The following is a 17,655-nucleotide window of genomic DNA, read 5'->3' on the forward strand; positions in this document are numbered from 1 at the left end:
GGGATATTAAATGTCAGGACATTCAAAATGGCATAACATACAAGCTAAAAAAGGAAAAAATGATGCTAAAAAGGGAAAGATATTCACAAAAATAGGTAGAGAACTTATTTTAGCGGCTAGAGATGGTGGTTCTAGTCCAGAAACAAATAGCAAGTTAAGAGATGTAATAGCAAAGGCAAAGGCTGCTAATATGCCTAATGACACTATAGAAAGAGCAATTAAAAAAGGAGCAGGAGAACTTGAAGGAATAAGCTATGAAGAAATAGTTTATGAAGGATATGCTCCTGGTGGAGTTGCTGTTATGGTAAAGTTTTTAACAGATAATAGAAACAGAAGTGCTGCAAGTGCAAGACATATCTTTGATAAATATGGTGGGAATCTTGGTGCAAATGGTTGTGTATCTTATATGTTTCAAAGAAAAGGTCAAATGATTATTGAGAGAACTGAAAAAATAGATGAAGAAGAATTAATGATGCAAGCCCTAGAAGTAGGCGCAGAGGATTTTAATGCTCAAGAGGAGGTTTTTGAAGTAATAACTGATCCTTTAGAATTCTCTTTTATTCGTGAAGAACTTGAAAAATTAGGATATAGTTTTATTGAAGCAGACATAACAATGATTCCAGACCTTATGGTATCAGTAGATATAGAGACTGCGCCTCAAACGCAAAAGCTTTTAGATATGTTAGAGGATGATGATGATGTTCAAGATATCTACCACAATGCAGAGTTCCCAGAAGAGTGGGAAGGATAAAGGGATAGCAACGGTTTGCAGATTTAAGGATTAGGAAAACGTGACGATATACGTTTTTTTACCAATACATGATGATAAATAACACCTTTAAATGTATGTATAAAATTATACTACATTGGAGGTGTTATTTTTTGTGCAATTAAAAGATGTTTTAGAAGAGTTTGTATTTAATCTTGAAGTTAAAAGTTTTTCTAAAAGAACTATCAAAAGTTATAGAAATAGCAATGCATTATTTCATAATTATTTAATGCAAGAATTCAAAATAACGACATTAGAAGATATTAAGCCACTACATATTAAAAAATATTTTAAGTTTTTATTACAGAAAGGTAGTAAACCGACTTATGTTAATGGAATTTTAAAGACATTAAGAGCATTTTTTAGATATTGCACTGAAGAAGAATATCTCACTGAGAATCCTTGTTTAAAAGTTTCTTGGCAAAGAGAAGGCAAAGTCTTAATAAACACATTTGAAAATCTTGAAATAATTAATATGCTAAATGCTTATAAATTCACGACTTATTTAACAGCAAGAAATAAAATGTTGATGGCTTTTTTAATTGATACAGGAGCAAGAAATAACGAAACTTGTATTTTGCTAAAAGAAGATGTTAAGGAAAAAGTTATTATATTAAGAGGAAAGGGTAATAAGCAAAGACAAGTTGCTATTAGTCCATTACTAAGAAAATATATGTTTAGGTATGAAAGAATAAAAGATTTTTATTTTAAAGATAAGATCGTTAGGGTTAATAATTACTTTTTGAGTAATACAGGCTTACCATTAACACCAGAAACTATAGAGAGAGTCGTTAGAGAAGCAGGGAGAATCGCAGGAGTTAGAGATGAAATAAGATGCTCTCCTCACACAATACGTCATTGGTATGCACAAGAACAATTGAGAAATGGTCTAGATTTATATAGTTTAAGTAGACTTTTAGGGCATGAGAATATCTCTATTACTAGGAGATATCTGCAATCTATTCAAGACGAAGATATAATAGACCTTAGCTTAAAAACAAGCCCGTTAATGAATATTAAATCGAAAATTAAAACTAACTGAGATAAGAGGACTCGCAGTTTAAGTTGGTTGCAAAAAAAGAAATAAGGTCGCTATTCGTAGTAGCAACCTTACAACTGAATAAAGATTAACGAAACCTTCATCCAAACTTTTATTATCCCTAAGATAATTTTATCAAAAAAAAGTTGTGGTAGCAATGGTTTTATTTACTATACCCTTTTTTAAGGAATAGTTTACTTGTATATGCACTCTAGCAAGTTTTAAAAAATTAGAGTAGGTTACTTAGAGCCGATGCTATAGAGTCTAAGGGGATAAATGATATTTCTGTTATTGTATTATTTATTCTCTCAAGTCCATGTATCTAAGGACTATATATAAATATTAGGTAGGCAGGTTTACTGGTCGCAAGACGGGATTATGTGGACTACTAGGGCAGTAATTAGTAGGATGAAGCATAATACAATAGCAGTGCAATAAGAAACTTCAACACTATACCCAACTTTTTTTATTTTTCCCCTTTCCTAGGGGAAACTACGTCTAATTGCTTAACAATTCCCCAACTTTATAGAAACCCTTTAAAGATGTAAAGTATAAATTTCAAAACAATATTAAGTTTATAGTTTAGATATTTAACGGTTAGAAGGAAATTAATAGCAAATGGAGAATACTGTAAGTAGAATAAATTAAAGAAATAAAGTAAGGGTGGTATAGAATGCCAATTAAAAATCGACTTAAGGAAATTAGAATGCGAGAGTACATGGTCAGTGCTGTTGAATTCTCTAAAATGCTAGATGTAAAAAAATCAACATATTCTCAGTGGGAAAATGGATTAAATAATCCTACTTTAGAAAAAGCATTTGAAATTGCTAAAAAACTAAATAAGAACATTAATGAGATATGGTATGAAGAATAGCCATATCTTTTTTTATAAACTAAGTTCAAAAATTATGAAAATAGTTCAATAAAATAGGAAACTTTTACGCAAGTCAATCATATAGTGTTATTAAAGAAGTAGTAAAGGGGTTGAAAGTATTGCTAAGAATTACTGTAAGCTTTAAGCAAACCACAAGGGATATAAGATTGTACACTATAGCAAATTCTAAAGAAGAAAAGTCTGATTTTATAAAGGATGCTATAGAACACTATATGGAATTTATTGAGAATAAGAAAAAAGAGAAATTATAGTTAGGAGAGTAATTATGAATAACCTATATCAACCTATTAGATTTAAACGTTCTAAGTCTGCTAAATGGGAAAAGGGATTTCTAAGGACAAATGAAAATGGATTGTTTTTCTTAGAAGAGGATATGACAACAATTGTTCAAAAAGTATGGAAATATGAGGCAGATTGGGGTATTTAGATAAAAAATAAGCCTAACTGTAAAGGTTAGACTTATCCCAAGTCGCTAAAAGTGAACTTCTTGCTCCGCTACGTCGTTACACTCTTAGCTTATGCGACAACTATTTAAAAGTTGCTACTTTATCTATTTTAATTGCTAATATTAATAATTTATTTACAAATTATAGTCCAAATATCTTACACACTATCTCTGCTCCAATTTGTATTCCACCAGCAACTAATGCAATTGCAAAAGGTATAGTCATTTTAAATTCCCTCTTTCTGTATTGATTTATTGTTAGTGTCCCCTGTTTTTTAATAATTTATTCGGAGGTTTATATATGCAAATAGTTGTAATGTATCATAACAACTTTTTAGATAATATAAAAAATAAACAGAAGAGAATTTATTTAGATAACTTAGAAGTAGTGGCAAAACACATTAATCAAGATACCAGATTAAAAAAGGTAGCTACATTTACATTAGCAAATCTTATGTATTGCCAATCAGTATTAGCATCACCAACCATGAGTACGGCCAAGATTGATAAAGCAGGAAGTACAATTTTAGGTATATGTAGGAGTATAGGGTATTGGGCTTGTTTAATTTCTTGCATAGTAGAAATTATTAAAAGTTTGATGCAAGGCGATACAAAGTCTATTGCCAAAATAATGATGAAGTATGCTTTAGCTTTTGCAGCACTGTATTTCTTCCCTTGGTTATTAGATATAATCAAAGATATTTTTGCCTAAGGAGGTCTCATAGTCATGTTATTTAGTAAAATTAAAAATATCCCATTAGAGAACTTGTTAAATCCAGTACAATATAATGCTCCAATAAACACTCCTACTACACCTATATTTGATTTTTCTTTAACTCAACAAATTACAGAGTTAAATTTACATTTAAAAACCATAGGTAAGATTATATTTTATATTACTCATCCTAAACAATTACTATCAATTTTATGGTACTGTTCCGTAGAGTATAGTTATTTAATATGTTTGATTATATGTGTTGCAGGAGTCATAATGTACATTCTAGGACATAAAAAAGGTGCTAAATGGATAAGTGGAAGTATTGTTAGTTATTCAATAATTCAAGCTATCAATTCAATATTTTAGGAGGTAGAAAGAATGAAATCTATGAAACTATCTCAATATTTCCAAGTTATGAACCCTAAGTATGTATATCTTAAATTAACTCCAGATACTTCAATTAGGAATTACAACTCTACAAATATAGCAAAAGCTATAAGTCATATGTATAAAGGAATTACCCAAAGAATCAAAAGAGAAGAAAAGAAATTTATAATTAAAACTCAGGTTAAGTGTTCTTACATGATAGATATTTATAAAGATGAGGTTAATTTCTATTTTATAGTACCAGTACAATATGTTTCTATAATTAAAGAGAAAATTCAGGAAACATGGAAACGAGTGAGTGTAGAAGAGGTAGAAGGTATTTTACCATTTACCTCTGAAGTTCTTAAATATCAATTATCTTATAAGAAAGAAGATGCATTAAGTCTTAATATCAATAAGGCTAGTAATGAGCCTTTAAATAGCTTACTGAATGTAATAGACATAATGCAAGATAAAGACCGTATAGGGATATTTTACAATATAATACCAAGCAATCAACTCGGATGGACAAAACAATATAATGACACTATGCAAAAGATAAAAGATAGAATGCCTATTGAAAGAGAAAAAATGAATTGGGGATATATATTAAAAATAGGACTAAGTTATTTAGTAGAGATCATTGATATGGCACTAGAAGTGGTTAATGATTTTGCAGGGACTGAAAAAAGGAAAAATGAAGATGTGAGTTTGCTAGAAATTGCATCAGAAGTTTTAAACAATAGTAACAAGCCGTCACCTTCAACGATAAAGAAAAAAGATGATATAATTCTCAATACTCAAATTTTAGTGTTATCGGAAAGTGAAGATAAGATAAGACAACAAAACAATGCTTTAGCAGTATGTCAATCATATAAGGCAATAGAAGAGGATAATGAGCTTGTATATAAGAAAGTTAGTAATAAGAATGTATTTTATGTAGATGATTTTAAAATTGCAGGTGTTGAAGAAAATAAATGTAGTATAGAAGAATATCAAAACTTTCTGCAATTACCAGGTAGGGAGTTACTAGAGCAACATAAGTGTATATCTAAAATAGATACTTTGGAAATAAAAGTTCCAGAACCCTTACAAAATGGAGTTTTAAGAGCAGGGATAAGTATATTTAAGGGTAATCCCAGTAATGTATATCATACAGAGGATAAAGAGTTAAAGAATACTTCTATATGCCTATGTGGGCCGAATAGAAGTGGTAAATCAACTCTTATAGCTAATATGGTTTATGATTTAATAAAAGCTGGTAGAACTGTAATATTACCTGATTTTTGTGGTAAGTGCCAACTCAGCGATGAATTGGCAGTAGTTATTCCAAAGGATAAGATAATTAATATAGAGTGCGATAATTGGGATACATTAGAGGGGTTTGGATATAATGAGATTGTTCCCAAAGATGATAGTATATTTGAATTATACAATTGTGCTAAGATGAAATCGGCTAAACTAAAAGAATTAATAAACTTAGTGAATGATGGGGATAGTGATTTAGAGGGAAGAATGGAGAGATATCTTGAATACTCAGCACTGATAGTATTTGTATGTAATGGTTCAGTTAACGATGTATTTAAAGTGTTAAAGAATCATGTGGCAAGACATGAATATATAGATAATATTCCAAAGGAATTAAAAGAAACTATGGAAGAATACGTTGAAGAATTGCTAGAAATAGATGAATGGTCTAAAGCAACTAAAGATAATCCAGCAGAGGTTATAGGTACAAAACAAGGACATATAAGTGCAATATTAAGCAGGGTACACAGGTTAAAACAAAATACTTATATAGAAATGATGTTAAAAAAACCTATTAAAAATAATATAAATCTTATAGATAAAATTCAGGAAGGTAAATTAATATGCATAAGAATGTATGATAGTATGTTTGCTACTCAACAGCAAAAGGATATATATGTGTGTTATTGGATAACTAAAGTCTGGGGAGCATTACAGAAACGTTTCTGTGATATAGAACAAGACAAATTGGTTCAAACTGTAATTTTAATAGATGAACTTTATCAGACTAAAAATTGTGAAAAATACTTAACTATGATATTGAGTCAAGTGCCTAAATATAGAGCTAAACTGATTTTATCATGCCATCACCTAGGTCAGATACCAGTTATACAAGAAGAATTGAAGTCAGCTTCATGTAGTTACATGTTTATTGCTGGAAGTAATAAGAAGAATTTTAATTCCATGAAAGAGGAGTTTGAAGATAAAGGATTTGTATTAGAGGATCTCTTACATCTTAAGAGATATACAGCTTTAAACTTACTGGCATATGAAGAAGGTTATTGGGCAGGAATATCAAAACTTCCACCACCAGTCAAGGGCGATTAAGCCCTTATTTTTATTTGACTAAGGAAAGTTCCGTAGCCAACTTTGGATTGGGGGTTGCCGAAAAATCGGCAGACCTATTTAAATCCAACCCTATGGACTATATTCCACAAGGTTGCATAAAATTATGCAGACTAACATCATGCAATATACTTTTGCTACCCAAATTATTTTGGTGACCAAAAGACATAACAAGATATGGGATATTTCTCCCACAAGAGTTTTTTTCTTTAAAGGAAATTACCTAATTTGCATCGCCCATTTTGGTCGGTTTAGTCGACTACTTAAAGTTAAAATTGACGATAACTCTAAAGGAAATGTTGTATTCCACAAAACTGTGGAGCGAAAGAATATTAATTACACCTCATTTATAATACCCTGTAAGTGGCATTTCTTCGTGCCAAAAACACTCAAATTTTTAATTCTGTGGCATTAATGAGTAATTGTATGGGAAAGTTAAAATAAACGGCTATAAACGCAATCTATTTAAGGGTACACATTTAACGTGTATCGCTATCATTTTGAGTGATAGCAAAAATAAAAATGCTGTGCCAGAGTGGCAGAGCACTCTTATTCCTCGTTTTTAATTATAATATCTAGTAAATCACTTATATCTAAATTATTATCTAAATCATGGAAAGCTTTAAATATATTTTCTAAATCATCTACATTAATTCTTTTAATTTCTTCGTAATAGTAGTTCTGTATTGTAGCAGGTCTTATTCCAGTTATATCACAAAGCCATTTTTGGCTCTTTTTATATTTTCCCAATAAATCAGAAACTTTAATTTTTAAATGCAATTTTATCACCTCCTATAGTTATATTATAAAGTATCATAGTTATATTTTCAATTAAATATATAAAAATATTACTTTAGTAGTTGACATACTACTACAAGAGTAGTATTATATAAATATAAGGTAAATAAACAACAGGAGGTAATGGAAATGAGCATAAAAATTTTAAGTGAATTTATAAGATTTGCTAAAGAATTTGGAATAGAGCCAACAACAAATAATCTTGTAAAATTTAGAAATTTAAAGTATAATATGCTATAATATGGTTTAAAGTAACATTTATTACAAAAAGTATAGAAACTAATAAACAATCAAAAGGGAGGAAAATTAAAATGATTATTAGAAATTTAGAAACAGAAGAAGTTAAGGGTTTAGATTTTTGGGGGGAAAGTGGAATTAAGGGAGAAAATGATAAAGGAACAAGATTTAACTGGATTAAACTTAAATGTTGCAGGAGATGAGCTAAGAGAATTACTTCAAAAAATCTTTGTCCATGCTATTTCAAGAGAAGAGTTTGAAATGATACAAAGATGCATGAACCGCAATAATTGGGATATACATAGCTTATTGGAAGTGCATAAACAAGAACTATACACAAATTTATTTGCACTCGTAAGTTGCAAAAGAGAGTTGATATATAAATAGGGTGGTTTTTAGTGGACGAATTGGAAAAACTATGTTAGCATATAATTACGATAACAAAACGCACAAATGGAACTCTATTTTAACAATACAGTTCTCGAGAATTATATTAAGTGGGTATAGCTGGAACTATGCCTACTTAGTTTATTGTATTTAATTCTTAATTTAATTTACCGAACAATTGTTTGGGTAGAAATAATTATACGTTATGTAACCCAACTTAATGTAAGTATAGCAAAATCAACACTTTACGTCAATAACTTTTTTTAATTAAAAGTTAAAATAAATATAAAAATAAAAATTTAGGAGGAATGAACATGAAAAAACAATTAAAAGAACAACTAAAACAAGTAGAAGGATTAGTAGAGCAATACTTTACCTATTGGGATGAGGAAGAGATTAAGGAATTTGAGGTTAAAATTAAGGAACTTAAAAATTTCGATACAGAAAATGAGGAAGAAAGCATTATTGATTGTTTGGGACTAACATTCACAGACACCGAAGACAACTCTACATATTTCTATAGAACTCAAGCCAATAATTTAAACTTAGAGGAAATAATAAATCAGCTTATAGGTAGTGTTTATGCAGAAGAGATTAATTACAGAAATAGTTTAGTAAGAAACTGGAAGTCGTTCTCTGCAAGGAAAGTTAAATCTTTAGGCATATGGTTAGAAAAAGGTAATACAGAGAAGGTTGCTAGTATTCAAAATGAATTAATAGAAAGATTACAGTTAACAGAAAAATATAAGAATCAGGTAGAGTTTTACAAGAGATTTGTTAGGAGTCTTTACCATGCTAAGAAGGAATTAATAGAAACGGCTGCTTAATGGTACTTACCTTAGAAATAAGGTGAGTACCATGATGGTGCAACAAGTTTGCCACTACAATAATAACTAGAGACAACTAGGGACATGAAATTGTCCCTAGTACCTTTTACACTTCGTAAAGGAGAGTAACTAGAATTACCGTAAAGGGGGTGAGTACATGGAGTATAACAAGTATTACATAATTGAAAAAGAAACATTAGCAAAAGCATTAAACTTTTTGGGTTTTAGATACTATAAATTTAAGGGAGATAAAGGTATAGATGTATATGGATTTGTGGATACAGAGGAATTTAGAAAAATGATGAATGGGCTATTTGATCTAAGAAGAACAATAAAAATATAAAGGTAGGTATCAATTTTTATGGAAGTTATCAATTTAGAATTAAACAAAGAATATAAATATCCGATGTTATGCAAAATATTTGGAGAACCAAAGAAGACAGGAAAGGCGAAACAACTACAAATTGCTAACTGGAAAAGATTTTATGATATAACTATAGGTCAAAAGGCTACGTTTATAATATTAGAAATTTATAATATGCCAAAGACTAAAGTAGATGGAAGAGGTAAATCCAAAGGAAGTAGGAATAATTATAAGGGCATATATGCAGAGTACATAGATAGGTTACTTCTACAATACTTACAAGAAGAGGAAAATAAATTAAAAGATACTTGTAAAATATATACAACTAATAATAAAATAGCAGAAAATACAGGTATTGTTAATCATAATTATAGAGTTGCTTTCAGTAATAGAGAAAAATTTTACAATACAGTTAAGAAAGATTTTAATATAAAATCCAACACATATTGCATGAAAGATGTATTTGACATGACAAAAACAAAAATTAGAGAAATAGTTAAAGCATCTTTAGAGAGATTGCAAAAGGCAGAAAAGTTAGAATATGAAACTTGTTATTTTATTTATATAGCACATACATCTAAAGTACCAAACGTAGAAGAAATGGAAGCAATAAGTCTTGCAGAAGAAATGGTAATGGAGGAGATGAGTGTTACAACTAAAAAAGAAATAGATAATAATTATAAATTATCTAAAGAATTTAATAGAAAAGTATTAGAAAAAGTTCAAGAGGGATTTGATTACATAGATGGTATATATAAAGGTTATACCATAAGTTTATGGGATGATTTTGAATTAAAGAATGATGAAGAAATTAAAGAATTAAAAGTAAAACTTAATGCTTTAGTAATTAAGTCATTAAAAGAAAAACCTCCAAAAATTCAAGAAAAAACTATAAAAGATGAGAAATTAGAATTATGGTTTGGAGCTAGAAGTCCATTTTGGAGTAGATGGGTTTTTGATAGATTAAGTAAAAAATACATAGAGCATTGTTTTGATTTTATACATATTTTAGTTGATATTGAAGCAGAAAATATAACTATGAAAATTAAAAATTGTAGAGATAAAAAAGTACCAGATGGATTAACACATAAACAAAAAGAAGAGCAAAAAGATAAAATAATTATCCAATTAATAGATAGAATGAATACAGAAGAACTACCTTATTAAATTTTGTCACCTTTCAGAAATCACTAATATATATATTTAATTATTAACTTATTATATTAGGTAATCTGAAAAGTGACAAAAAATAAAATTGATATTTGCGGAAAATTCGTAAGAATTTTATGCATGGTAAAGCCCCTGAGGGGCGTTGGCTTTAGCCATTACCAAAGGGGGAAGGTAATAGTAGTAATAATAGTGGGATAGGGGAAAGTCATGTTTTAGTTCCTAAAACATTCCTTAACATTTCCCCTCCCACACCCAACCCCATTGTAATTTAATTTTTTAATTTTTTTAATTAACATATAGTAAGTTGTAAGATACAACCTACACAAAAAAATAAATAACAGGGGGACGGTATTATGATGAATAAAAACTATAGAATATTAAATTTAGAGGGTGCATGGTTAGGGTTAAATAAAATAAAAACAGAAGTTGACGGTAAAAAGGTACAAAATATTGAATTTAATTTTTCTACTACAGAAGAAAAGACTTTTACAAGAAAAGATGGCACAAAGGTAACCATTAAACCAAATAAAAATAAATTATTTTCAGCAACAGTGCCTTATAGTTTAGAAACTTATAGAGCATTTAATGAATTGCCAAATGAAGTTAAATTAGAAGATAAAGATTTATTTACTAAGTTATTCGTTAATTTTAAATTCAGTAAGGATTTATTTGAAGACAATGCTGCTGAAGATAAAACAACTAGAATTAATAAGAAAAAACTTAGAAGATTAATATATACTTCTACAGTTAAGATAGATAATGTAGACTATTGCTTCTTTAAACGTGGAGCGTCTAAAGCAAGGACTGCAAATGTTATATTCTGCAAAAAAGAATATTATGAAACTTTATATAATCCTTGTCTTTTAGGTCTTAATTTTACACAAGGAGAAGAGTATGATATTACATCTATGCAGGCATATACGAGCCTTATTATGTCGGGAATTATAGCGATAATTAATATAAAACCAGAAGAAATACTTATTATAGATGATATTATGAGTCCAAACTTTTCTGCTATACAATCTCTTACTAAGCGTGATAATAACGGTGATATAGAACAATTTGAAGGTGAATATAACGTAGAAAATAATATGACTGATGGGCAAGTTTTAATGGATGAATCAATATATTTAGAAAACGAATTGTTAAATAAGGCTACTTGTGCATTACTAAGAAACGATTTCTTTAAAGGAAATGCTGTAAGAACTCGTATACAAGAGTATTATACCGCTGAAGGTATTGATGAGGTATATGATATGTATAGAGGTTGGATGGATGCTAGTAAAATAAAGCTTGTAATTACTCCAAGTGCTTGTAAGTATTTAAAATTTAGCGACCAGTTTACAGATGAAAAAGCTTGTTTTAATAATTGGTTAGAGAATATTCCTACAGAGTTTGGACTAGTAAAAACTGATCATGTTGGGAATTATGGATATTCAAACAGATTAAGCTACCAGATGCTAAATAGCATGAATCTTACTAAAAATGAAGTTGAGAAATTAATGAAGGACGAATTAGAGTATTATAAATTACTTAAAGATAACACACTTGTAAATAGTAAAGAACTTAGAAAATTAAGTAAGAAAGCTAAAGAAGAACAAAGAAGTAAGAGAAATGAAATGACTTATTTCTTAGATTTGGTTAAAGATAAAAAAGAAGAAGAATTAAGTAGTGGAGATATGATTGCTGATTTATTAAATAGAAATATTGATTTTAGATTTACTAAGAAATTTAAAGATTGGAAAAATGAACAACTGCAAGATTACATATCTAATTTAAGACTTGGTAAGATTAGAATTAAGAATTCAATTTATGCAATAATGGTTAGTTGCCCTTGGGAAATGTTGCAAGCCACCCACAAGGAGAAGAATAAAATTGATAAATGTATAATGAATGAGTATGAATGTTACTCTCCAGTATTTCCGACATACGGTGATGGTGAGTTTTTATTGGGTATAAGAAATCCACAAATAAATGCAGGAAATATAGTTAGGTTTACAAATAGACATCATGATGAATATAAGTGGTTTGGATATTATGTTAACAATAAGCCTAGACATGATTTTGTTGTGTTTGTTAACACCTTCAATTGTGATCTGATGAATCGTGCTCAGGGGTGTGACTTCGACATAGATGCAATTTACTTGTGTAATCATCCACTTTTAAGGGAAAAAGCACTACAAAGTCAAGACTGGGCAACTCCTGTAAATGGTATAGAAGGCAGTAAAGAATTGAAAAAATATAATAATAAATCTTTAGCTGAACTGGATGCATATCTTGGAGGTAGTACAGCTATAATAGGCAAAATAGTTAATAAAAGTGCTATATTTAACGCATACATGTATCATGCTGTTAATAATGATTATAGCAAAGAATATATACAAGCTTGTTATGGTGCTTCCAGTACCCTCAGTAGTTTTTCTCAAATCGCAATTGATATGGCAAAAAAAACATTCCAAGGATTGAGTTTAACTAAAGAAATGAATAACCTTAACCATACTTCTTTTAAAAATGCTGAGGGCAAAGATATTAAAATATTAGAGTTTGAAGAAGTTAAAGTAATAAATAAGGAAACAGGAGAAGATGAAACAGAGAAACATATGATAGTACCTTATTTCTTTAAATATATTGCGAAAAATAATGATTATAGAATATTAAGACCTATGGATTGTGCAATGGATTATTTGGAACAGATATTGGATAAATTAGATACTAAAGCAATGCAAACAGATATGATAGAAATAAAGGATTTAATAATTTTACAAAAAGAACTTGAGGGAAAAGCTTTTAATAGAGAAAAAATTGATAATGCTAGAATGATTATAGATAAATGTCAAACCACTTTGGATAAAAATTATTACAATAAATTAGACAATGAAGAAGAGAGTAAAGAAAAAGATAATCTTAGAAAGTGGTCTAAAAAAGAAGCTATAAAAGCACTTAAGGAATTAGAGTTAAATAGTAAAACGGTACATAGAATTATACTTAGAGCTTTCGGTTTAGATAATAATTACAAAGGACAAGAGATATTGAAACTTGATAAAGAAGGTAATAAAATTGATTATACAGATAAAGAAGGCAATAAGAAGGTTTTGATGTGTAGAGAGTTAAATGATATGACATTACTAACTCTTACACTACTACATAATGCTTATACAGAAGATTTTGTTAAATGCTTTATAGAAAAGAAAAAAGAGTCAGATAAAGTAGAAAATTTTTGGAAATAATGGTAAAACTATTAGTGTGTAAAATATGCATAAAACCCTTATAAATTAATGGTTTTATGCATATCACCATAATGGGATATATGGTATATAGTATACAATATACTAAACATGATGCGAAATTAAGTAGGTCAGGTCGCTATAATTGCAATGCGATAAACAAATAAGCAACAAGCTTGAGGAAGGGTAGATTAATTTCTATCCTTTTTATTTATATATTTTTTTTGTTGTTATTTAATATTAACCTTAAAATATAACATATAAATATATAAATTGTCAACAACAAATTTAAAAATAAAACAGGAGGTATAAAAATTGAGAAAAGAAGATGAAATTATTAAATTACTAAGAGAGATAAGGGAATTATTGGAAGAGGACAGAGGTGTAGTTGCTAGACCTACAGTTCCAACGGTAGTTAAAACTCTTGAAGTTAGAGGTGAAATATAATGATTATGGAAAAATTATATAATACGCAGAAAAGCTATTTAAGGAAATATTATACATATAAAACCTGTTCAAGACAACGTTAAGCCTTTTGTATCTCTATATGTAAGTTGTCTATATGTAGATAAGGATATAGAAGTTAGGGGTTCGCAGGTATGCCCTCTTTTTATTTTTAATTGCATATGATTATAATATTACAATTATACTATAACATATTACAAAAACAATAGCAATAGAAAATTTAAAAATAATTTATCTTATTGAAGATGGGATGATTGAGTATGGAAATTCAAGTAATTAGGTATAAGGATTTTAAGGAAAAGTTGAAGTTGATAAAAGAGTATAAGATGTACAGAGTTGAGGACTTAGAAAATGGAGTATTGATGTTAAGTAAGAGAATTAGATTAGTATAATTTGTGTACTCGTAAAATGCGAGGTCATAAAAAATAAAATAAAAATTAAACGGGGGTAATGGGAATATGGCAAAGAAAAGAATTGATGGGGTTTATTTAATTAAAAATAATATAACTTTAAGAGTTAGAGTGGGAAGTGCTAAGGATATTCCTAAAAGATTTAGCAACTATAAATCTAGACTTAGAAATGGTAATGGAAATAAACTAATGCAACAGGATTACAATGAGTATGGAGAACAAAGTTTTGAATTTATAATTTTAGAAGAATGTGCTGTTAAGGATTTATTTAAGAGAGAAAAATATTGGTTAAAAGAGTATGAAGACTGTGCTAATTATAATGTAAATAAAGTTAAGAATACCACTAAAAAAATTAGAACTGGTAAAGAAGCTAAGAACTATAAAGAGAAGAGATCTAAAATTACAAGTGGTGAAAATAATGGTAACTGTACAAAATTAAAGGTAGAAGACGTTAAGGAAATTAAAAGGATGCTAGTAGATGGAGTTAAGCAATCTAAGATAGCAGAAGAATATGGTGTAAGTGGAACTCTTATATATAACATTAAGTTAGGTAATAGATGGGGTAGTGTAGAGATATAACATATACATATTATTTAAAGATAATTATACATAGTGTCCTGATGTGACACAAAAGTTGTGGCAACCCAATTATATCAGAGGGTGTCCTATTTAGGATGCCCTATTATTAATGGAGGTAATTAGAATGGATTTAAATAAAGTTATTTTTACATTAGCAATTATTAATATTATTGTTATTGTTGTTAGTGCTAGAGTGCAAAATAAGTTAATGGATAGAATAGAAGAATTAGAAAAAGGTGGGAATGAGGATGGAGAAGTTAGAAACAATAGAGATATTATCTAGGAATAAAATAGCTTGGTTGAGAAGTAATAAAATAAAAGAAGCAGATAAGAAGTTAGTAGAAAAAGATGGTAGATTATTTGTAGCTTATGTATATCCAGCAAGTGAAGAAGTAGAAGATTTGTTGATGGAGTATAAGTACAACTATGATTTACAGAGTTTTATTCGAAGTTTTAAAGAGATAAGTTACGAGATGTATCGTTATAAACTGGAGGGATTGAAATGTATTTAGTATATTATATTGGGGTAATAGTTGGAGTTGGAATATTAGGGTACAAGACTTATAATTGTTGGGGTAGAATTTTGAGGAAATCAAAGTAGAATTAGAAGGATTTAGCACTCTTTTATAGAATGTAATATATGTAATATGTTTGATTATGAGGGAATGTATTACAAAATATTATTGATGGGAGAGTGTAAGGATGGATATACTATTTAAGTTTAAAGATGGAATGGTTGTTGAGAATAATGGCCTTGGTAATACTATGGATATGGAAGTAGATGGATCAGGAGTTGACTTTTTAAGTTTATTAGTTAAAGGTAAGAAAAATAATTCAACGATAAAATTTAATGGTGGAGAAAGAAAATATGAAGATTTATATTCTGTAGAAATTATTCTTTAGTTAATATTAAACTAAGGCATCCGATTTGGGTGCTTTTTTAATTGATGTAATAAATCTCTTATATAATGAGTATTGTTATATTGAGGTGATGATATGGTAATTGATAGCGAAGAAAAATTTGATACTGATAAAGATGAATTAATATGGACTAAGATTATTAGAATTAATCCTTTTGGAAGAGATAATACTGAAAGTACACATGTAGTAAAATACTATAAGGCAGAAGATGATAAAGAATATTATATATTTGAGTATATAATGGCTGATAACAATGGAAATATAGTAAATAACTTCAATGGTTATTATTGGAGAGAAGTTGTAAGGCAAATTGATTTTTCAGATGGGTGCTATATTTATGCTCAAAGTGTAGTAGATAAAAATTATTTTGGATTAGTTACGATAGGGAAATCAATATATAAACATATAAAAGAAGATATACACTAGAGTATCCGAAAAAGGTACTCTTTTGTTTGCAGGATTTTACCTTAATATAACGAATATGGATATGTTGAGGTGAGTAAGAATGAGAGAACAAATAATTACTAGTCTAGATTTCTATTATCATTCATTGGCACGAGAATATTATCAGAAATATTGTATAGCTAATGATGAGTATAATAAAATAAGTGATAATAATAAACCTTTTGATATATTAAGCCATAGTGAAGATGAAAACAATATGTATTTCATGAGTTGGAGACAAAAACAGAAAAATGCTATTATCGCAATAGTGTTTGAAGCTATGGCTGTAGAATCATTTATCAATTATTACATTGTAAAAACATATAATAATGATGTATTTATTAAAGAATATAAAGAAAAAAGTATTTGGGTTAAATATAAGATTATAGTCAATAAAATCACTGGTAAAAAATTTGAAGATTATAAAGAAGAATATGAATTGTTTAGTACACTTATAAGTATTAGAAATAATATGATCCATAGTAAATCTCAAATAGTTGATTTATTTAATGAGGATTCTCAAAAATTTATAGATAATATGTCTGAAATGTTTGGAGGAATAGAAGTTAATATTTTTAATTCAATTGATAAAGTAATCAATACTTATGATGTTTTAAATAAACTATTAAAGTAAATATATTACGCCTATTATTTTAGGTGTTTTTATTTTTTGCAAAAGTCAAAGAAAGTCAAAGTCTGAAGTGTGGTGATTATGATTGCCTGTTTATAGAAAATGTACGGAATGTGGTAAGAAAGTACTAGAGTTTACATTGTGTAAATGTGAAATAGAAAAGAGAAAAGAAAGTTATAAAGATTATAAGCGTAGAAGATTACAAGATAAAGAAGAGAGTGAAAGACAGAAGTTTTATAGTAGCAGTAGTTGGCTAAGGTTGAGTGAGAATGTTAAGAAGCATTACTTTGGTTTATGTATTATGTGTTGGTTTAAGGGATTGATACAAGAGAGTGAATATACACATCATATCGAAACAATGAAGGATAGATTTGATATGAGATTAAATGAAGACAACCTGATAGCATTATGTTCTCACCATCATACTATTACACATACTGAGTATGATAAATCCGATAAAAATAAAAAGATAATGCAGAAGGCTTTAAAAGAATTGATTAAAAAATTTAATGAAGAATATTATGAGTAGGTTCATGTCGTGATGACAGTAATAAGACCTATTCTTTTTATTATGTAGAAATAATAGAAAGAGA

At 28.6% G+C, this 17,655-nt stretch carries 24 protein-coding genes; 23 read left to right on the plus strand and 1 reads right to left on the minus strand.

The annotated features are described in order from the left end of the window. Window positions 1-10 precede the first annotated feature (10 nt). The 8 genes from ACX0KU_RS11795 to ACX0KU_RS11830 all read left to right on the plus strand — a co-directional run bounded on the left by ACX0KU_RS11795 (window position 11) and on the right by ACX0KU_RS11830 (window position 6,587). Window positions 11-751, plus strand: coding sequence for a YebC/PmpR family DNA-binding transcriptional regulator (locus ACX0KU_RS11795; protein ID WP_472990123.1), 741 nt, complete (start codon window positions 11-13; stop codon window positions 749-751). A 133-nt stretch (window positions 752-884) separates the two neighbouring features. Then, window positions 885-1,811 carry a tyrosine-type recombinase/integrase gene (locus ACX0KU_RS11800; RefSeq protein WP_472990124.1) on the plus strand — a complete coding sequence of 309 codons (927 nt, stop codon included), beginning with the start codon at window positions 885-887 and terminating at the stop codon, window positions 1,809-1,811. A 670-nt stretch (window positions 1,812-2,481) separates the two neighbouring features. Then, complete coding sequence (locus tag ACX0KU_RS11805; RefSeq protein WP_472990125.1) at window positions 2,482-2,682, plus strand: helix-turn-helix transcriptional regulator; 201 nt, start codon at window positions 2,482-2,484, stop codon at window positions 2,680-2,682. A 119-nt stretch (window positions 2,683-2,801) separates the two neighbouring features. Beyond that, window positions 2,802-2,954: a hypothetical protein gene (locus ACX0KU_RS11810; protein ID WP_472990126.1), complete on the plus strand. Its 153-nt coding sequence runs from the start codon at window positions 2,802-2,804 to the stop codon at window positions 2,952-2,954. 14 nt (window positions 2,955-2,968) lie between these two features. Further along, entirely contained in the window at window positions 2,969-3,130 is a 162-nt protein-coding gene (locus ACX0KU_RS11815; protein WP_472990127.1) for a hypothetical protein, read from the plus strand. Between the two features lie 319 nt (window positions 3,131-3,449). Further along, window positions 3,450-3,860 (plus strand): hypothetical protein, encoded by a 411-nt coding sequence (locus tag ACX0KU_RS11820; RefSeq protein ID WP_472990129.1) that lies wholly within the window; start codon window positions 3,450-3,452, stop codon window positions 3,858-3,860. A 15-nt stretch (window positions 3,861-3,875) separates the two neighbouring features. Beyond that, a complete protein-coding gene (locus tag ACX0KU_RS11825) occupies window positions 3,876-4,232 on the plus strand; it encodes a hypothetical protein (protein ID WP_472990130.1) in 357 nt (118 codons plus the stop codon). A 12-nt stretch (window positions 4,233-4,244) separates the two neighbouring features. Further along, window positions 4,245-6,587 carry a hypothetical protein gene (locus ACX0KU_RS11830; protein WP_472990131.1) on the plus strand — a complete coding sequence of 781 codons (2,343 nt, stop codon included), beginning with the start codon at window positions 4,245-4,247 and terminating at the stop codon, window positions 6,585-6,587. A gap of 567 nt (window positions 6,588-7,154) precedes the next feature. On the opposite strand, the gene ACX0KU_RS11835 is transcribed toward ACX0KU_RS11830, so the two are convergent. Continuing rightward, window positions 7,155-7,385 (minus strand): helix-turn-helix domain-containing protein, encoded by a 231-nt coding sequence (locus tag ACX0KU_RS11835; protein ID WP_472990132.1) that lies wholly within the window; start codon window positions 7,383-7,385, stop codon window positions 7,155-7,157. A gap of 329 nt (window positions 7,386-7,714) precedes the next feature. Here ACX0KU_RS11835 and ACX0KU_RS11840 point away from each other — a divergent pair, with 329 nt between their 5' ends. The 15 genes from ACX0KU_RS11840 (at window position 7,715) to ACX0KU_RS11910 (ending at window position 17,591) form a co-directional block, all read left to right on the plus strand. Then, window positions 7,715-7,843, plus strand: a complete 129-nt coding sequence (locus ACX0KU_RS11840) for a hypothetical protein (RefSeq protein WP_472990133.1) — start codon at window positions 7,715-7,717, stop codon at window positions 7,841-7,843. Further along, window positions 7,791-8,027, plus strand: coding sequence for a hypothetical protein (locus ACX0KU_RS11845; protein ID WP_472990134.1), 237 nt, complete (start codon window positions 7,791-7,793; stop codon window positions 8,025-8,027). The genes ACX0KU_RS11840 and ACX0KU_RS11845 overlap by 53 nt, the downstream gene beginning before the upstream one ends. Window positions 8,028-8,341: 314 nt before the next feature. After that, the gene (locus tag ACX0KU_RS11850) at window positions 8,342-8,854 is read left to right on the plus strand and encodes a hypothetical protein (RefSeq protein WP_472990135.1); all 513 of its coding nucleotides are present in this window, start codon (window positions 8,342-8,344) and stop codon (window positions 8,852-8,854) included. 157 nt (window positions 8,855-9,011) lie between these two features. After that, on the plus strand, window positions 9,012-9,197 hold the full coding sequence (locus ACX0KU_RS11855; protein ID WP_472990136.1) for a hypothetical protein: 186 nt from the start codon (window positions 9,012-9,014) through the stop codon (window positions 9,195-9,197). Window positions 9,198-9,215: 18 nt separating this feature from the next. Then, entirely contained in the window at window positions 9,216-10,385 is a 1,170-nt protein-coding gene (locus ACX0KU_RS11860) for a hypothetical protein (RefSeq protein WP_472990137.1), read from the plus strand. A gap of 356 nt (window positions 10,386-10,741) precedes the next feature. Beyond that, a complete protein-coding gene (locus ACX0KU_RS11865) occupies window positions 10,742-13,615 on the plus strand; it encodes a hypothetical protein (protein WP_472990139.1) in 2,874 nt (957 codons plus the stop codon). A gap of 312 nt (window positions 13,616-13,927) precedes the next feature. Next, window positions 13,928-14,059 (plus strand): hypothetical protein, encoded by a 132-nt coding sequence (locus ACX0KU_RS11870; RefSeq protein WP_472990141.1) that lies wholly within the window; start codon window positions 13,928-13,930, stop codon window positions 14,057-14,059. 278 nt (window positions 14,060-14,337) lie between these two features. After that, window positions 14,338-14,469, plus strand: a complete 132-nt coding sequence (locus tag ACX0KU_RS11875; RefSeq protein ID WP_472990142.1) for a hypothetical protein — start codon at window positions 14,338-14,340, stop codon at window positions 14,467-14,469. A gap of 66 nt (window positions 14,470-14,535) precedes the next feature. Continuing rightward, on the plus strand, window positions 14,536-15,066 hold the full coding sequence (locus ACX0KU_RS11880) for a GIY-YIG nuclease family protein (RefSeq protein WP_472990143.1): 531 nt from the start codon (window positions 14,536-14,538) through the stop codon (window positions 15,064-15,066). A 124-nt stretch (window positions 15,067-15,190) separates the two neighbouring features. Next, complete coding sequence (locus ACX0KU_RS11885; RefSeq protein ID WP_472990144.1) at window positions 15,191-15,349, plus strand: hypothetical protein; 159 nt, start codon at window positions 15,191-15,193, stop codon at window positions 15,347-15,349. Then, window positions 15,315-15,578, plus strand: a complete 264-nt coding sequence (locus ACX0KU_RS11890; RefSeq protein ID WP_472990145.1) for a hypothetical protein — start codon at window positions 15,315-15,317, stop codon at window positions 15,576-15,578. The genes ACX0KU_RS11885 and ACX0KU_RS11890 overlap by 35 nt, the downstream gene beginning before the upstream one ends. 190 nt (window positions 15,579-15,768) lie before the next feature. Beyond that, window positions 15,769-15,969, plus strand: a complete 201-nt coding sequence (locus tag ACX0KU_RS11895) for a hypothetical protein (RefSeq protein ID WP_472990146.1) — start codon at window positions 15,769-15,771, stop codon at window positions 15,967-15,969. Window positions 15,970-16,062: 93 nt separating this feature from the next. Then, window positions 16,063-16,413 (plus strand): hypothetical protein, encoded by a 351-nt coding sequence (locus tag ACX0KU_RS11900; protein WP_472990147.1) that lies wholly within the window; start codon window positions 16,063-16,065, stop codon window positions 16,411-16,413. Window positions 16,414-16,492: 79 nt separating this feature from the next. After that, a complete protein-coding gene (locus ACX0KU_RS11905) occupies window positions 16,493-17,065 on the plus strand; it encodes a hypothetical protein (protein WP_472990148.1) in 573 nt (190 codons plus the stop codon). A gap of 82 nt (window positions 17,066-17,147) precedes the next feature. Continuing rightward, complete coding sequence (locus tag ACX0KU_RS11910) at window positions 17,148-17,591, plus strand: HNH endonuclease (RefSeq protein WP_472990149.1); 444 nt, start codon at window positions 17,148-17,150, stop codon at window positions 17,589-17,591. Window positions 17,592-17,655: the final 64 nt, after the last annotated feature.

Source organism: Clostridium sp. X (assembly GCF_055755365.1).

Excerpts from the sequence above, each read along its gene's own strand:
- ACX0KU_RS11795 (WP_472990123.1), top strand. The coding sequence starts at position 11 with ATGTCAGGACATTCAAAATGGCATAACATACAAGCTAAAAAAGGAAAA.
- ACX0KU_RS11805 (WP_472990125.1), top strand. The coding sequence starts at position 2,482 with ATGCCAATTAAAAATCGACTTAAGGAAATTAGAATGCGAGAGTACATG.
- ACX0KU_RS11815 (WP_472990127.1), top strand. The coding sequence starts at position 2,969 with ATGAATAACCTATATCAACCTATTAGATTTAAACGTTCTAAGTCTGCT.
- ACX0KU_RS11820 (WP_472990129.1), top strand. The coding sequence starts at position 3,450 with ATGCAAATAGTTGTAATGTATCATAACAACTTTTTAGATAATATAAAA.
- ACX0KU_RS11825 (WP_472990130.1), top strand. The coding sequence starts at position 3,876 with ATGTTATTTAGTAAAATTAAAAATATCCCATTAGAGAACTTGTTAAAT.
- ACX0KU_RS11830 (WP_472990131.1), top strand. The coding sequence starts at position 4,245 with ATGAAATCTATGAAACTATCTCAATATTTCCAAGTTATGAACCCTAAG.
- ACX0KU_RS11840 (WP_472990133.1), top strand. The coding sequence starts at position 7,715 with ATGATTATTAGAAATTTAGAAACAGAAGAAGTTAAGGGTTTAGATTTT.
- ACX0KU_RS11845 (WP_472990134.1), top strand. The coding sequence starts at position 7,791 with ATGATAAAGGAACAAGATTTAACTGGATTAAACTTAAATGTTGCAGGA.
- ACX0KU_RS11850 (WP_472990135.1), top strand. The coding sequence starts at position 8,342 with ATGAAAAAACAATTAAAAGAACAACTAAAACAAGTAGAAGGATTAGTA.
- ACX0KU_RS11855 (WP_472990136.1), top strand. The coding sequence starts at position 9,012 with ATGGAGTATAACAAGTATTACATAATTGAAAAAGAAACATTAGCAAAA.
- ACX0KU_RS11860 (WP_472990137.1), top strand. The coding sequence starts at position 9,216 with ATGGAAGTTATCAATTTAGAATTAAACAAAGAATATAAATATCCGATG.
- ACX0KU_RS11865 (WP_472990139.1), top strand. The coding sequence starts at position 10,742 with ATGATGAATAAAAACTATAGAATATTAAATTTAGAGGGTGCATGGTTA.
- ACX0KU_RS11875 (WP_472990142.1), top strand. The coding sequence starts at position 14,338 with ATGGAAATTCAAGTAATTAGGTATAAGGATTTTAAGGAAAAGTTGAAG.
- ACX0KU_RS11880 (WP_472990143.1), top strand. The coding sequence starts at position 14,536 with ATGGCAAAGAAAAGAATTGATGGGGTTTATTTAATTAAAAATAATATA.
- ACX0KU_RS11885 (WP_472990144.1), top strand. The coding sequence starts at position 15,191 with ATGGATTTAAATAAAGTTATTTTTACATTAGCAATTATTAATATTATT.
- ACX0KU_RS11890 (WP_472990145.1), top strand. The coding sequence starts at position 15,315 with ATGGAGAAGTTAGAAACAATAGAGATATTATCTAGGAATAAAATAGCT.
- ACX0KU_RS11895 (WP_472990146.1), top strand. The coding sequence starts at position 15,769 with ATGGATATACTATTTAAGTTTAAAGATGGAATGGTTGTTGAGAATAAT.
- ACX0KU_RS11900 (WP_472990147.1), top strand. The coding sequence starts at position 16,063 with ATGGTAATTGATAGCGAAGAAAAATTTGATACTGATAAAGATGAATTA.
- ACX0KU_RS11905 (WP_472990148.1), top strand. The coding sequence starts at position 16,493 with ATGAGAGAACAAATAATTACTAGTCTAGATTTCTATTATCATTCATTG.